Origin of the sequence: Ruminococcus sp. SR1/5 (genome assembly GCF_000209835.1) — a bacterium.
Classification (GTDB): domain Bacteria; phylum Bacillota; class Clostridia; order Lachnospirales; family Lachnospiraceae; genus Blautia_A; species Blautia_A fusiformis.
The window spans coordinates 3,418,492-3,433,120 of sequence record NC_021014.1 but is presented as its reverse complement, the minus strand read 5'-3'; the positions used below and the strand labels follow the sequence as shown (position 1 = coordinate 3,433,120).

The 14,629-nt window shown below is 44.5% G+C and carries 15 protein-coding genes; 13 read left to right on the top strand and 2 right to left on the bottom strand.

Annotated elements, in window-relative coordinates:
* The first annotated feature begins 72 nt into the window (after positions 1-72).
* The 10 genes from CK1_RS17165 to CK1_RS17120 all read left to right on the top strand — a co-directional run bounded on the left by CK1_RS17165 (position 73) and on the right by CK1_RS17120 (position 10,309).
* Positions 73-975 (top strand): undecaprenyl-diphosphate phosphatase, encoded by a 903-nt coding sequence (locus tag CK1_RS17165; protein WP_015527398.1) that lies wholly within the window; start codon positions 73-75, stop codon positions 973-975.
* A 24-nt stretch (positions 976-999) separates the two neighbouring features.
* On the top strand, positions 1,000-1,899 hold the full coding sequence (locus CK1_RS17160) for a hypothetical protein (protein WP_015527397.1): 900 nt from the start codon (positions 1,000-1,002) through the stop codon (positions 1,897-1,899).
* Between the two features lie 27 nt (positions 1,900-1,926).
* On the top strand, positions 1,927-3,123 hold the full coding sequence (locus tag CK1_RS17155; protein WP_015527396.1) for a CDP-glycerol glycerophosphotransferase family protein: 1,197 nt from the start codon (positions 1,927-1,929) through the stop codon (positions 3,121-3,123).
* Positions 3,124-3,137: 14 nt separating this feature from the next.
* Entirely contained in the window at positions 3,138-3,362 is a 225-nt protein-coding gene (locus CK1_RS17150) for a hypothetical protein (protein WP_306289030.1), read from the top strand.
* Positions 3,338-4,801: a CDP-glycerol glycerophosphotransferase family protein gene (locus tag CK1_RS17145; RefSeq protein WP_306289029.1), complete on the top strand. Its 1,464-nt coding sequence runs from the start codon at positions 3,338-3,340 to the stop codon at positions 4,799-4,801. Before CK1_RS17150 ends, CK1_RS17145 begins: the two co-directional genes overlap by 25 nt.
* A gap of 23 nt (positions 4,802-4,824) precedes the next feature.
* A complete protein-coding gene (locus CK1_RS17140) occupies positions 4,825-5,709 on the top strand; it encodes a hypothetical protein (RefSeq protein WP_015527394.1) in 885 nt (294 codons plus the stop codon).
* Positions 5,682-6,998, top strand: a complete 1,317-nt coding sequence (locus CK1_RS17135; protein ID WP_306289028.1) for a CDP-glycerol glycerophosphotransferase family protein — start codon at positions 5,682-5,684, stop codon at positions 6,996-6,998. Before CK1_RS17140 ends, CK1_RS17135 begins: the two co-directional genes overlap by 28 nt.
* Positions 6,953-7,591 (top strand): CDP-glycerol glycerophosphotransferase family protein, encoded by a 639-nt coding sequence (locus CK1_RS17130; RefSeq protein ID WP_306289027.1) that lies wholly within the window; start codon positions 6,953-6,955, stop codon positions 7,589-7,591. Before CK1_RS17135 ends, CK1_RS17130 begins: the two co-directional genes overlap by 46 nt.
* Before the next feature lie 15 nt (positions 7,592-7,606).
* The gene (locus tag CK1_RS17125; RefSeq protein WP_306289026.1) at positions 7,607-8,683 is read left to right on the top strand and encodes an acyltransferase family protein; all 1,077 of its coding nucleotides are present in this window, start codon (positions 7,607-7,609) and stop codon (positions 8,681-8,683) included.
* Between the two features lie 303 nt (positions 8,684-8,986).
* Entirely contained in the window at positions 8,987-10,309 is a 1,323-nt protein-coding gene (locus CK1_RS17120; RefSeq protein ID WP_302415606.1) for a serine hydrolase, read from the top strand.
* A 139-nt stretch (positions 10,310-10,448) separates the two neighbouring features.
* On the opposite strand, the gene CK1_RS17115 is transcribed toward CK1_RS17120, so the two are convergent.
* Both CK1_RS17115 and CK1_RS17110 read right to left on the bottom strand, forming a co-directional pair.
* On the bottom strand, positions 10,449-11,369 hold the full coding sequence (locus tag CK1_RS17115; protein WP_015527393.1) for a helix-turn-helix transcriptional regulator: 921 nt from the start codon (positions 11,367-11,369) through the stop codon (positions 10,449-10,451).
* Positions 11,362-11,574 (bottom strand): TOBE domain-containing protein, encoded by a 213-nt coding sequence (locus tag CK1_RS17110; protein WP_015527392.1) that lies wholly within the window; start codon positions 11,572-11,574, stop codon positions 11,362-11,364. The genes CK1_RS17115 and CK1_RS17110 overlap by 8 nt, the downstream gene beginning before the upstream one ends.
* A 307-nt stretch (positions 11,575-11,881) precedes the next feature.
* Here CK1_RS17110 and modA point away from each other — a divergent pair, with 307 nt between their 5' ends.
* The 3 genes from modA to CK1_RS17095 all read left to right on the top strand — a co-directional run bounded on the left by modA (position 11,882) and on the right by CK1_RS17095 (position 14,596).
* On the top strand, positions 11,882-12,784 hold the full coding sequence (modA, locus tag CK1_RS17105; RefSeq protein ID WP_015527391.1) for a molybdate ABC transporter substrate-binding protein: 903 nt from the start codon (positions 11,882-11,884) through the stop codon (positions 12,782-12,784).
* A 67-nt stretch (positions 12,785-12,851) separates the two neighbouring features.
* Positions 12,852-13,547: a molybdate ABC transporter permease subunit gene (gene modB / locus CK1_RS17100; RefSeq protein WP_015527390.1), complete on the top strand. Its 696-nt coding sequence runs from the start codon at positions 12,852-12,854 to the stop codon at positions 13,545-13,547.
* On the top strand, positions 13,547-14,596 hold the full coding sequence (locus tag CK1_RS17095; RefSeq protein WP_015527389.1) for a sulfate/molybdate ABC transporter ATP-binding protein: 1,050 nt from the start codon (positions 13,547-13,549) through the stop codon (positions 14,594-14,596). Before modB ends, CK1_RS17095 begins: the two co-directional genes overlap by 1 nt.
* Positions 14,597-14,629: the final 33 nt, after the last annotated feature.

The window sequence follows — 14,629 nt, the reverse complement described above, 5'->3', positions numbered from 1 at the left end:
TATACTGATAAGGACGGGGCCGTCGTTCACATACCGGCCCTGTCCTTATCTTGCTTTTAGAAAGGAGTTAACATGATTTTTATAGAATTACTGAAGGTTATCCTTCTCGGTATTGTGGAGGGAATCACCGAGTGGCTTCCGATCAGTAGTACCGGACATATGATCCTTGTGGATGAGTTTATCAAGCTGAATGTATCCGAGGCATTTATGGAATTTTTCCTGGTGGTGATCCAGCTTGGCGCGATCCTGGCAGTTGTTGTACTGTACTGGAACAAGCTGTGGCCTTTTTACATAAGAAAAATCCCGAAGAAAACACAGATGGCACTGCGTAAACAGCCGGCAGTACCCAGAACTGTCCTTACTTTTGTAGAAAAATACTGTGATAAGGATAAGTGGATCCTCTGGTTTAAGATCCTGGTAGCATGTCTGCCGACGATCATCATCGCTCTTCCTTTTAATGACATTATTGAAAAGAAATTTTACAACTATGTGGTCGTTGCCATCATGCTGATCGTTTATGGTGTGCTTTTTATCGTTATCGAGAACTACAACAAACGCCGCAGACCAACCTGCACCAGATTGGATGAGCTTTCCTTTAAGACAGCGCTGATCATCGGCTGCTTCCAGGTGCTTTCCGTGATTCCGGGAACATCCCGTTCCGGATCTACCATTATCGGAGGAATCCTTGCAGGAACATCCCGTACAGTTGCAGCAGAATTTACCTTTTTCCTGGCAATTCCGGTTATGTTCGGAGCAAGTCTTCTGAAACTGGTCAAATTCGGTTTTGCCTTCAGCTCCACAGAGCTGATCATCCTGATCGTAGGTGTTGTGGTATCCTTTGTGGTATCTATTCTTGCCATCAAATTCCTGATGGGATATATCAAGAAACACGATTTTAAAGTATTCGGCTGGTACAGGATCATCCTTGGCATCCTGGTACTCGGATACTTCGTTGGAAAAACATTTTTAGCATAAAACTGCAATCTGGAGGTAATCATTATGAAATATAAGAAGCTTTTGATCGTACTGACAGCAGTGACGGCGCTTGGTATTGCCGGCTGTGGAAAATCATCAAAGGAAACAGCAGAGGTGACACCAACACCGGTTCCTACAGCCGCACCTACGGCTGCACCGGCTACATCCACACCGCTTCCCACATCTACACCTGCACCGAAGCTGATCGGTGTAAAGACCAGTACTGCAAAATTTGTTTATCTTACCAACAGCACGAAGGGAGAGATCCGTGAGATCTATCTCCGCGCGGCAGGAGGGGAAGAATGGGGCAAAAGTCTTGTTCCTGCAGAAGCTACCATCAAAGATGCGGAGCAGGTGCAGATGTATTACACCCCGGATTCTGCAAGAGATGCCATCTATGATATGAAGATCGTAGACGGAGACGGAAATGCCTATGAGATCTACAGTGTACAGCTGAGCGATATGGAAAAGGCAAAACTGATGATCGATAACGGAGAAGCATACCTGACCTATACAAGCCTCAGTGACAAGAGTGAGAAGAGCACTATTGGCAATGTGGAAACAGATAACAGTGAGGCGGACAGCAGTGATTCCGCAGACAGCACAGATGCTTCAGATCTGACAGACAGTTCTTCCGGTATCACGGATACTTCTTCCGACAACAGCGATGGAAGCTATGACAACAGTGATGATGGAAGCTATGATAACAGTGATGACGGAAGCTACGACGGCAGCGATGACGGAAGCTACGACAACAGCAGTGATGATGGAAACTATGACAGTAGTGATGATAGCGGCGACTATGTAGATGACAGCGGCAACAGTGGAAGCGGTGACGATTCTCTTGACAACAGTACAGATACAGATGACAGCGGAGACGGAGAGATTGTCTGGGATGATAACGGAGACTGGTCAGAGGAATAAACCGGGATCCTGTAAACAGAGGGAAACATGGAACAGACATTTCTTGAAAAACTGAAACGAGTAAAACCTGGGGATCTGCTTCATATCATCAAGTTTATCCTGGCGTTTCCCATTGCGATGGTCTACAGACTTTTTCGCAGGGATCTCTGGCTTCTCTGTGATACAGAGAATGAATGCCGGGATAACGGATTCTGGCTGTACAAATATCTGAGAGAAAATACCAGTGAGGATGCAGTGTACGCCATCAATAGAAAATCTCCGGATTATGCCCGGGTAAAAGATCTGGGACCTGTGATCCAGTATGGAAGCTTCCGCCACTGGATCTACTATCTGGCTGCATCAAAAAATATCAGCTCCCAGAAAATGGGAAAACCAAACGCAGCCATCTGCTATGTGCTGGAGGTTTACGGAATCCTACGGAACAAGCGGGCGTTCCTGCAGCATGGGATCATTACGGCAGATCTTAGTTTTCTTTACTATCCCCATACAAAAATGAGCCTTTTTGTTACCAGTACCTATGATGAGTGGAAATATGTCAATGACCGGTACGGATATCCGGAAGGCTATGTGCAGGAGCTGGGACTGTGTCGTTTTGACCAGCTTCATGATATGAAGGTAAAAAAGAACCAGATCCTGATCATGCCGACCTGGCGTATGTATATCCGCAATGAGATCTCAGCCTCTGATCACGAGCTGGAAGCACAGAAATTCATGGAAACCGATTATTACCGGTACTGGGATGCACTTCTCAAGGATGAGAGACTGATCCGCTATATTGAGGAGAACGATCTTCAGATCATCTTTTATCCGCACAGGGAAATGCATCGGTTCCTGAAATATTTTCATGTGGATCATCCGAAGATCACAGTGGCGTCCTGGCCTGAGTACGATGTGCAGACACTCCTTAAAGAGTCCGCAGTGCTGGTGACTGATTTTTCCAGTGTGGCCATGGACTTTGCCTACATGAAAAAGCCACTGGTCTACTACCAGTTTGACAATGAAAAATTCCGGCAAAGTCATCATCAGATCGGGTATTTTGATTTCCGGAAAGATGGCTTCGGTCCGGTATGTGTAACGGAACAGGAAGTAACGGACTGGCTGATCCGCCTGCATAAGCAGGGATTTGCCAATGAAGAGATCTATCTGGAAAGACACGGAAAATATTTTGATCTGTGGGATACAAAGAACTGTGAAAGAAATTACAAAGCGATCAAAGAAATGTAACAGGTGGTGAAAAATTGCAGCAGTTAATGGAAGCTCCGGCGGAGATCAAGGTAAAAACCAGGAAATTTTCGCTGACAAAAGGAACCATAAAGATCAGTTTTGAGCTGGAAGGATCCAGAGGAAGGATCCGTTCCCTGAAGCTGAAACAGCGAAATGCAGTGCTGGATACAAGTTTTCCTTTTGAAATGCAGACAGCAAAAAAGGAAATACGATCGTGTATCATGCACAGATCAATGTAGATCAGTATCCGATGGAAACCGCATTCTGGGATGTGGTGGCATCTGTGGATAAAGAAGGAAAAGGAAATTATGAGGATGCGATCCTGGGAGGCTTAAGTTCAAAACTTAAACTTAAGCTGATCCTTTTTCCAAGATGGACCAGAACCGGGGATGGGCATATGGTTTATCCCTTTGTCAACGGAGCAAGGCAGTTTACCATTCAATACCGGAAATATGATCCGAAATATGACAGCTATGCATTTATAGCAAAAGAATTTCTTGCATTATTCTGCTATTTTATCCTGAAACCTTACTGGGATCATAAGAAATTATGGCTGATCTGCGAGAAATACTGTACAATGGCACAGGACAACGGCCTCTATTTTTTCCGGTACTGTATGGAGCATGCATCGGAGAAGGACAGAAGTCGGATTTTTTATGTAATAGATAAAAAATGTCCGGATTATCAGGCTGTAAAAGAGTATGATGCCAATGTGATCCAGTTCATGTCATTTAAGTACATGATCTATCTCAGCGCTGCACGGTATCTGATATCTACCGATGCAATCCGGCATTTTTATATCTGGGATTCGCCCAACAGCATCTACAAGGTTCTGTATCAGGCACGGAAGAACATTGTATTTCTCCAGCATGGAGTGATGGGCTTCAAGCAATGCCACAGGACCTTTCATAAAGGCGGAGGCAATCAGATGGCACTGTTTGTGGTGTCTTCGGGTTATGAACAGAAGATCATCCATGATTATTTCGGATACGATAATGAAGAGATCATCATCACTGGTTTGGCCAGATGGGATGTGCTGGAGGACAAGTCGGATCCGGCTCATAAAGAGATCCTGCTGATGCCTACATGGAGAAGCTGGCTGGAGGATATCAGCGAGGATCAGTTCCAAAAAAGTGAATACTATCAGCGTTATAAAGCATTTCTGCAGGATGAGAGGCTTAAGACTCTTCTGGAAAAGGAAAATATCACGCTGAATTTTTATATCCATCCGAAATTCCGGGAACATATCCGGAGCTTTCAGGTGGAAGACAGGCATATCCGTCTGATCCCATTTGGGACTATGCCGCTGAATCAGCTTCTGATGAGCTGTCATATGCTGATCACCGATTATTCTTCTGTTTCCTGGGATGTCTACTATCAGGAAAAACCGGTGGTATTTTATCCCTTTGATCTGGAAACCTATGAGAAAGTCCAGGGAAGCTATATGGACTACAAAAAAGATGTTTTCGGAGATCTGGCATGGGATCAGAACCAGCTGGTAGACCTTATCGGAGAATATGCGAGGAACGGATTCCGTGAAAAACCGGAATTTTCAGGAAGAAGAGATGAGCTTCTTCCCTACAGGGACAATGACAACAGCAAACGAATTTATGAATATATAGCCAATGCTCAAATACCGGACAAACTGAAAAGAAGGCTGAAAGAGAAAAAATTTTAATGTAAGGATACAAAAGGAGCAATATGAACAGGGAGTATGAATTTTCAGTAGTTGTTTTTGCAAAAGATACCGCAAAGCTTTACAGAACCTTTAAAAATGTACGTGAGGTCACACCGGAAGGAACGGTACAGATCCTTGCAGTATGCATTGCAGGAGATATGGATATTCCTGATGAACGGGACATGCGGGAGCTGGAGGAAGCCGGAGAAAAGGAGAAAGAGCTCAAGGACGAAGAGCTGGATAAGATCTACGGAGAGTTCAATCCGGAGGATCCTCGTTTCCGGGAGATGCTGGATGACCGTGATCTTTTATATATTGACGGACTGGAATGCGGGGATCTTGTGGCGGAGCTGAAGGATAAGATAGCCGGAAGCTATGTTGTTTTTGCAAAAGCCGGAATCCGTTTTTCCCCAAAATCCAGTGCAGAGATCAGACGCTGCTTTGAGGAAGAAAACAGAGATGTTGTCCTAACAAAGATCCGTGGAAAAGGAAATATCTATGTGCGGGAGCATAATAATTACTGTAACCGTTTCACCGAAAAAACAACGCTGGATAACAATGTATATCTTCTGCATCAGCTGTATACCGCTTACACATTTGCCGCAGATCAGGTGAAATGGGTATCCGAGATCCGTCCGGAGATCTGGTATCTGGATGTGATGACCATGGTATATCAGTCCGTTGTAAGCTGCCGGAGTCTGGGAGTGGCTTCAGGGGAAGATATCTATGTGCAGATCCTTGCGGACCATCTCATGGTGGATGATTGGAAGAATATGCTGCAGGATCCGGACCAGCTGGAGGTATTTTATCAGGAATTTTTCCGAAAGATCGCAGACTGCAGAATAAAAGAAAATCCTGTTCATGAAAAAATGCAGATTATGTGCTGCTGTATTACAGCGCAAAAATAGCTGATATCATATTTGATAACGAGAAGCTTGATGAAGAGAAAAAGTGCAGATATGAGGAAGGTATCGAAAGCTTCCTGAAGCAGATGGAGTTTCCGGAGATCGTGATGTCCAATCAGCATATCAGCAGGGCAAACAAAGTATATCTTCTCCGGAAATATTATCCGGATATATGCAAAAAATTTCCGGATCAGGCAGACACGATCCTGAATCCCATATATGACAATCTCCGTGTCAAGATATTCCAGCCGGAAAAAGACCAGCTGCACTGTGAATTTTCCATTGTGGAGCCTGTGAGCAGGACAAACCGTGCATATATGATGACTGTTGGCAACACCTATGAAGCCAGATGGAAATATACACTGGAAAGAACCGGCTGGTGCAGAGAAGAAAGTGCCGTTGAGAAGCTGTATATCGTGGACATTCCGCTTTCCGAGATCCGGGAGTTTATCAGCTGGGGCACAGGCACAGATGGACATATAAATAAAATGTACAATATTTCCTACGGAAAATATGTGCCATTTACAAAGAAGCTGCCGCTTTTCCTGCATATAGAGGATAAGCTTCTGTATCTTAACGAAAAAGTCCGGATGATCCGTGGAGAGGATCAGGAAGATGCAAAGGTTCTGGGCCATCAGTATGAAGTAACGGTAGAGCCATACAGTCAGAGCAGGGAGAAACAGCTGAAGAAAAAACGCACCAAAGCAATATTTTCTCAGGGAAAGGCCGGAAAAAAGGCAGTTCTCGTACGTAAGCTCTACGAGATGCAGAAGGTGAAGCAGAAAAAGCAGATCTGGCTGATCTCCGATCGTACAACACGCGGAGATGACAACGGCGAAGTGATGTTCCGCTATCTCTGCGCCAATCCGGACCCTACGGTGGAGCCGTACTTTGTAGTCAACAAGGATACACAGGATTATGTGGAAATGAAGAAGCTTGGAAAGGTTGTGGAGCCTTTCTCCTGGAAGCATAAGCTTCTGTTCCTGCTGAATGAATTTTCACTGTCCTCCCAGGCTAACAAACCGGTGATCAATCCTTTTGGAAAGCTGGAGTATCTGTACCGCGATATCATCTATGACAAAAAGCTGGTATTTTTACAGCATGGTGTGACCAAAGACAACCAGTCCAAGTGGCTGAACAAATACAACCGTAATCTTTTCGGATTTATCGTCAGCACAAAGCCGGAATATGATTCTGCCTTTACCTATGACTATTTTTATCCGGAAAAAATATCTGGCTTACGGGAATGCCGCGTTATGACCGTCTGGTCCATGATGAGCGTAAGTATGTGACGGTGATGCCTACCTGGCGCAAAAGCCTTTCCTCAGGAACCGATGCCAGAGGGGTATGGCAGCTTGGAAAAGAATTTCAGGAAAGCGAATATTTCCATTTTTATGATGATCTTCTCAACAACGAAAGACTTCTGGGAGCGGCAGAGAAGTACGGATATACCATCTGCTTCATGCCTCACCCAAATACCATTGACGGTCTGCATATGTTCCGTCATGATCCACGGGTAAAATTTATGGATTCGTCTTATTCCTACAAGGACATTTTTGCCCAGACAGATCTGATGATCACGGACTATTCTTCGGTTGCCTTTGATTTTGCATATTTGAGAAAACCCATCGTATACTCCCAGTTTGACAGAGACAGCTTTTTCAGTGGCGCGCATTCCTACACAGAGGGATACTTTGACTATGAGAGAGATGGCTTCGGGGAGGTGGAGCATACACTGGTCGGAACTGTGGACCGGATCATCGAATATATGGCAGACGGCTGTCAGATGAAAGAGGAATATCGGAAACGAATGGATGAGACCTTTGCATTTAATGACCGTAACTGTTCCAAACGAGTTTATGAGAGGATTATCGAGAATCGGTAATATGGAGGTTGGATTTTGGAAGGAAAGCAGGCAATAAAGTTTGATAAATATAATTCTCAGGCGCTAAAGGGCATTGCCATTGTTATGATGCTGTTCCATCATATGTATCTGAGTCAAGACAGATTTGAGGGGCTGAATGTTGTTTTCACTCCGTTTTCAGCAGATCGGATCATGTATCTGTGCAGAACATTTAAGATCTGTGTACCAATCTATGCATTTATTTCCGGATACGGACTGTATCTCAGTTACAGAAAAAATAATTCTACACCTGGCAAGTGGACAGCCAAAAGACTGATAAAAACAATGGGAGGGTTCTGGATCATATGGGGGCTTTCTGTTGTGAGCTCACAGCTTTATAACGGCTATGCCGTGACCAGATATTTCGGAAACGGAAATATTGCCAAAGGTGTTAGTGCAATGGTGCTGGATTTTTTTGGTCTGGCGAAACTTTTCGGAACTTCGACTCTGAACGGAACCTGGTGGTATATGAGTGCGGCGATCATTTTTATCATCTGCGTGCCACTGTTTATGATAAAGGAAGAATATCTGGTATTTATTCTTGTGGCTGTTGCGGCATTTCCACGGATAATTTCCCTGGAGGTTATGGGAATTACGGGTATTTATGCATTTTTACCGGTATTTCTCATGGGAATGTGTGTAGCCAAGTATGATCTGTTTAACCGATGGTTTAAGATATGGAATGCTGGAATGAAGCATGTTTTCAAATTTCTTCTGGAGCTTCTGGCGGTGTTTATTTTGTATAAAGCGTACAGAACTTTGCCGCTGACGGTATACAGTGAGATCCACTGGGGTGTGTATCCAATTGTATTTATGGCATTTTGCTGCGAATTTATTAATGTCATTCCGGGAGTGCGACAGATTTTATTGTTCCTCGGAAAACATTCCATGAATATATTTCTGATACATACATTTATAAGAAAATATTCTTTTGTGTATGTGAGTGGATATTTTCTGACCAATACACTGACGCTTCTGCTGGCTTCACTGGCAGTGTCCATAGCGCTGGAATGGCTGAAAAAGGTAAGCGGATACAACCGCCTGATCCAGAACATCTGTGTGAAAATAGGATAATAAAGATAAAGGAGAAAGACCTGCCATCGTCTGTGGCAGGTCTTGTTAAAGTATGAAAGCAAAAAAACAGTTTGTATATATTGGTTGATATTAGTAGTGGTTTTTGGATGTATTATTGGTGCCAGAAGTACAGAGATAAAGGTCGAGGCTGCTGAAAGAACGGTACGATTTTGGGATAACAGTGGAAATTATCTTCAGAAATCTGGCGGGAACTGGTATTTGAAAGATTCTAATAAGCGAAAACTTACCGGATTACGTTATTTGTCAATCCCAAAGACAGAGTTTTTAAAAACAGGATTTTATATGTTTGATAAAAACGGAAAACTTTTGAGAAAGCAATCCGTTTATTATTTCGATAAAAAGACAGTTTCTGGTGTCCGCTTTGATAAATACCACATCACAGACTCCAATGGAAGAATTTCAAAGGGAGAGCGTGGCTTTGTAAACATAGCTGAACAGAAGGTACGGGGCAAAAAAATTATCGCAGGCATTTATTATGTGGAAGCGTACGGAAAACTGGCTGATCGTGGAACAGTACGCTATATAAGACAGAGAAGATTCGGTGGGCGTAATTTTAAAGGTGGTTATTATTATTTCTATGGAACCGGAAGAATCTGCATGCGTCCGTCTTTTCATAAAGTGAACAAAACAGTTCAGGGAAAAAAGTTTAACGGAATTTATTATTTTGGCAATGATAACGGAAGAATGGTACAGAAGGCAGGGTGGGTAACCTGTGAGGGCCAGCAATATTATGTAGACCAAAATGGAAAAATGCTGGTGAACCGGTGGAAAGATGGTTATTACCTGAAATCGAACGGAACCATTGCGAAAAATATGAAAACACCGGATGGTCAGTATGTGGACTGGCAGGGAAGAAAAAGTACAAGATCAGAGTATGCTTTAAGTGCATTTAAATCGGAATTGGAGAGTTTTGTTTCTGCCTACGGTGGAAACTGGTCTGTTTATATAAAAGATCTGAAAACAGGAAATGTTGTAAACATAAATGATCGGGAAATGTATCCGGCAAGTACGATCAAGGCATTTGTGATGGCGTCGGTCTATGATCAGATCCGTCAGGGAAAAATGCAATACAGCTCCGGTGTGTACAGCTTGCTGTGGGATATGATCACCGTCAGTGATAATGAATGTTATAATGAACTGGTAAGGCGTCAGGGAGGCGGAAGCTTTGTAGGAGGAACGGCTGTAGTGAACCAATATCTTCGAAAGAACGGTTACAAAAATACCGGTTGTCACAGTTCCCTGCATCCGTCTTCTTCTGCCTGGAGCAGTGATGGCTGGCGTAACACGGCATCTGCAAAAGATTGTGGGATACTCTTAGAAAAAATCTATCGAGGTCAGTGTGTTTCTCAACAGTATTCTAGAGAAATGCTAAATCTTTTACTGCATCAGACGAAACGATACAAAATTCCATCAGGTCTTCCGACAGGTATAGTATGCGCGAACAAAACTGGTGAGACAAGCTCAGTTCAGCATGATATGGCAATCGTCTATGGAAAGAAAACAAATTATGTATTATGTATATTTTCAGAAGGCGCTTCCGAAGATCATTTACTGTACGGAATTCGTTCGATTTCTTCAAGAGTATATCAATATCTGAATAAATAAAGATCAGCCAGCAGTCATAGGATCAAGAAACTTCCTTAATTGGGCAAAAATAAGGAGTGATCATTGACGTGCTGGCTGATTTTGTATTATCAAAGAAATGGTTGTGGAAGAATTTTTTACATAAGCGTTTTTCTTAGCCCTAAATATGCCGGATATTTCCGGTGTTAGTAGTATCGTATCCAGTTTGAAGAGCTAAAAACCGGCGGAAAGGTTCGGATGCAATGGTTTCCGCTACGGCCTGAAAGCCGGGGGTGCTCAGATTTTTGGTCTGCATAACCAGGAAGAGTGATTCCTGGCAAACAGGAAGAAAATCCAGCTCCGGGAAGCTTCTCGCTACACAGGCCTCGCCAAGAGCTATGTCTGCCTGTCCGCCAGCCACTGCAGCAGCCGTGGAGTGATCGGTAACAAGCTCATTTCGATATCCGGATATGGAATCCGGTGAAATTTCGGAAGACAGAAGTGTACGGTCAAGAAGGATACGACGGCTGCTTCCTTTTTCGCGGTTCACAAAAATAATATCTGCCCGTGTAAGATCAGAAAATCCCCGGATATTCTTGGGATTTTCTTTTTTTACATAGAAGCCGACAGGATATTGACACAGAGAGATCACAGTCAGTGGGATACCGGGTATAAGGCTATGGATATCTTCTGGTGAGGCGGATGCACAGGCAATGTGGACTTTTTCAAAATAGAGAGAATACAGTCCGTTGTAGGTGTTCATGTGAGACTGCAGAACCGGCAGATTGTCCGGGTGTGTGGGAAGCTGATTCAGGAGAAGATCCAGAGCCGGAGAAGCCTGTCCGCTGATGATCAGTCCACTGGAATGCAGAAGATAATCCCTTTTCAAAAGAGAACTCTCCGGCTGGTGATCATAAGACTGAGCAGAAGACGCAGAACATTCCGAACCCTTAAGATACTGAGACAGCTGTTCCTCGCTGACCCGCAGCTGTTTGCCGACTTTGGAGGAGGAAAGCTCTCCGCGTTTGATCAGGTCATATACTGTGGATTTTTTGATCTTTAGTTTATCTGCAACTTCCTGTGCTGTGTAGACTTTATTCATCGATACCTACCATAACATTGGTTGCCTTAATAACTGCGTAAGCATCAGAGCCTACTTTCAGTCCAAGTTCTTCCACCGCCGCACAGGAGATGGTAGCAGTGATGATATTTCCACCACCGATATCGATGGAAACGATGGAATTTACAGCTCCCTGGTTGATGTTGATGATTTTTCCTTTTAACTGATTACGTGCACTGAGTTTCATAAGTAAGTCTCCTTTTTTTGAATATTGAATGAACCGGATCAGGCAAGTTCTCTGCTTCCGTTGTGCAGAGCAATGAACCTTGTGTGGGATTTGTCTGTATCAGGAGTGCTGTAAGCCACTCATGATAAGAAACGAAGCGGATCGTGAACATCCGCCTGGCTTGTCAACTATGTATTTATGATAGCACTTGCAGAGAAAAACAGCAATGCCTTATAGCTTGACAAGAAACTTTCCTTTCGGTAAAATTAAACAAAACCATTCAAAACTAAACAAAACTGAACGAAACGGAAAAGGAGAGAAACAAAAGATGAAGAAAAAAATCTTAGCAGCCCTTACCGCGGGAATTTTAACAACAGGCCTTATGACCGGAACTGTTTTTGCGGCGGACACAGAAGTGAAAGGTGATGAGAACCTGAAGGGAGAGGTTTATGCATTTATTGCTGCCAGCCTCAGCAATTCCATGGAGGAGATCCAGAAGGATTTCAATGAGCTTTATCCGAATGTAACGATCTATTACAGTGCAGACAGCTCAGGTACACTGCAGACACAGATCGAGGAAGGTGCACGCTGTGATCTTTTCTTTTCAGCAGCAGATAAACAGATGGATGCCCTCACAGAGGAAAAACTGACAAAGGAAGACACCGTTAAGGATCTTCTTGAGAACAAAGTCGTTCTGATCAGACCAAAGGACGGAGAGACAAAGGTAACAGGATTCGAGAATATCACAGACGCTGAAAATATGGCGCTTGCAGGAGAGGATGTTCCGGTGGGACAGTACGCCCGTGAGATCTTTAACAATCTTGGGATCATGGACGATGTAAACAAAATGGAGATCAACGAGTGCAAGAATGTAACGGATGTACTTGCAGCAGTCAGTGAAGGAAGCAATGAGGTTGGTGTTGTATATGCGACAGATGCTGCGTCTGTTACTGATAAAGTAGATATCATCGCAGAGGCGCCGGCAGACAGCCTTAAGACGCCGGTTCTTTATCCTGTGGGACTTATCGAGGACAAGGAAGCATCGGAAGACGATACCAGGGCAGCAGAGGCTTTTCTTGATTATGTAGAGTCTGATGCAGCGATCAAGGTATTTGAGGGCTATGGATTTACAGCATATGAGGCTGAGGATTCCGAGGATGCCACAGAAGCTTCTGCAGACAACACGGAGGCTGAGGACAGCACAGCTTCCGCAGACAGCACATCCAAATGAGTATGATGTAGAAAACCGGCAGGCAGTAAATATTGAAACACAGTAAATGCCGGCACAGGAATGAAATATGACAGAATTTTTGAGAGAAATAAACTGGAGTCCTCTGTGGATTTCCTTAAAAACAGGTCTGGCAGCCACAGTGATCGCTTTTTTTCTGGGAATATTTTGCGCCCGGAAGATCATGAAGCTGAAGCCGGGAGCCAGAGCAGTACTGGACGGGATCCTTACTCTTCCGCTGGTACTTCCTCCTACAGTGGCTGGATTTTTTCTGCTACTGATCTTCAGTCTGAAAAGGCCCTTCGGAAGCTTTCTTCTGGATAATTTTGATATTAAGATCGTGCAGACCTGGAAGGGCTGTGTGGTCGCAGCGGCAGTGATCGCATTTCCGCTGATGTACCGCAATGCTCGGGCTGCTTTTGAACAGGTGGATATAAATCTTATCCATGCAGGCCAGACTCTGGGGATGAGCGACAGCCGGATATTCTGGCGGGTAGTCATGCCGGCGGCAGGACCGGGGATCGCATCCGGAACAGTGCTGGCATTTGCACGTGCGATCGGAGAATATGGCGCAACCTCCATGCTTGCCGGAAATATCCTTGGAAAAACCAGAACAGTTTCTGTTGCCATTGCATCAGAGACAGCAGCCGGAAATTACGGAACTGCAGGATTCTGGGTCGTTGTGATCGTGCTGATCTCCTTTGTGATCGTAGCGCTGATCAATATCGTATCCGGAAAAGGTATGAAAACAAGAAGGTGGATCTGATGGCAGTCAAAGTAAATATCGAAAAAAACTTCCGTGATTTTTCCCTGAAGGTGGATTTTGAAGGCAGTTCGGCAGCCATTGGGCTTCTTGGCGCTTCCGGCAGCGGAAAAAGCATGACCTTACGCTGTATTGCAGGGATCGAAACACCGGATAAGGGAAGGATCGTCATCAATGGAAAAACAGTGTTTGATTCTGAAGCAGGGATCGATCTGAAGCCTCAGAAGCGTCGGATCGGATATCTGTTTCAGAATTATGCGCTGTTCCCAACCATGACAGTGGAACAGAACATCCGCTGCGGTTATCGTGGGGAAAAATCCTCCGCCAGAGAAAAAGTGGCAGATCTGATCCGGCGATATCATCTGGAGGGGCTGGAGAAGCGCCTGCCCTCACAGCTTTCCGGCGGACAGCAGCAGAGAGTGGCACTGGCCAGAATGATGATCGGAGAGCCGGAAGCTATTCTTCTGGATGAGCCGTTTTCCGCACTAGACGGTTACCTGAAGGATGTGCTCCAGCGGGAGATGCAGGATTTCCTCAAGGACTATCCGGGAGATATGATCCTTGTGACACACAGCAGAGATGAGGCCTATAAATTCTGCAGGGAGCTTTCCATTGTACATGAAGGCAGGATCCTTGTGACCGGGGAGACAAAGCAGCTGTTTGAGAGACCGGGACTTCTGGAGGCAGCAAAGCTTACCGGCTGTAAGAATTTTTCCAGAGCGGAGAGGCTGGGACCTCACGAGATCTATGCGGCGGACTGGAAAATGAAGCTCCATACCGAAGAAAACGTAGATATGGATATTACCCATGTAGGGATCCGCGGCCACTGGATCCGCCCGGAATCAGAGCCGGGTGAGAACTGTATGGCAGTGCAGGTAGACCAATACATAGAAACTACATTTGAACATCAGTATATGATCCGGAACAAAGCGGAAGAGAGTGCTTCCGGATTATGGTGGATGCGTCCCAAAAACAGCTTTACGGAAGATCCGGATAAAGATCTTCCGGAATATCTGTATTTTCCACCGGAGCATCTGATGCTGCTGAAATAAAGAAAATCCCGGAAACAGACATTATCTGCTGTT

What these genes read in the sequence shown, in the direction of transcription:
- CK1_RS17130 (WP_306289027.1), top strand. Translation starts at nt 6,953, where the DNA reads ATGCCGCGTTATGACCGTCTGGTCCATGATGAGCGTAAGTATGTGACG.
- CK1_RS17160 (WP_015527397.1), top strand. Translation starts at nt 1,000, where the DNA reads ATGAAATATAAGAAGCTTTTGATCGTACTGACAGCAGTGACGGCGCTT.
- CK1_RS17120 (WP_302415606.1), top strand. Translation starts at nt 8,987, where the DNA reads ATGTTTGATAAAAACGGAAAACTTTTGAGAAAGCAATCCGTTTATTAT.
- CK1_RS17155 (WP_015527396.1), top strand. Translation starts at nt 1,927, where the DNA reads ATGGAACAGACATTTCTTGAAAAACTGAAACGAGTAAAACCTGGGGAT.
- modB (WP_015527390.1), top strand. Translation starts at nt 12,852, where the DNA reads ATGACAGAATTTTTGAGAGAAATAAACTGGAGTCCTCTGTGGATTTCC.
- modA (WP_015527391.1), top strand. Translation starts at nt 11,882, where the DNA reads ATGAAGAAAAAAATCTTAGCAGCCCTTACCGCGGGAATTTTAACAACA.
- CK1_RS17095 (WP_015527389.1), top strand. Translation starts at nt 13,547, where the DNA reads ATGGCAGTCAAAGTAAATATCGAAAAAAACTTCCGTGATTTTTCCCTG.
- CK1_RS17140 (WP_015527394.1), top strand. Translation starts at nt 4,825, where the DNA reads ATGAACAGGGAGTATGAATTTTCAGTAGTTGTTTTTGCAAAAGATACC.
- CK1_RS17110 (WP_015527392.1), bottom strand. Translation starts at nt 11,574, where the DNA reads ATGAAACTCAGTGCACGTAATCAGTTAAAAGGAAAAATCATCAACATC.
- CK1_RS17115 (WP_015527393.1), bottom strand. Translation starts at nt 11,369, where the DNA reads ATGAATAAAGTCTACACAGCACAGGAAGTTGCAGATAAACTAAAGATC.
- CK1_RS17165 (WP_015527398.1), top strand. Translation starts at nt 73, where the DNA reads ATGATTTTTATAGAATTACTGAAGGTTATCCTTCTCGGTATTGTGGAG.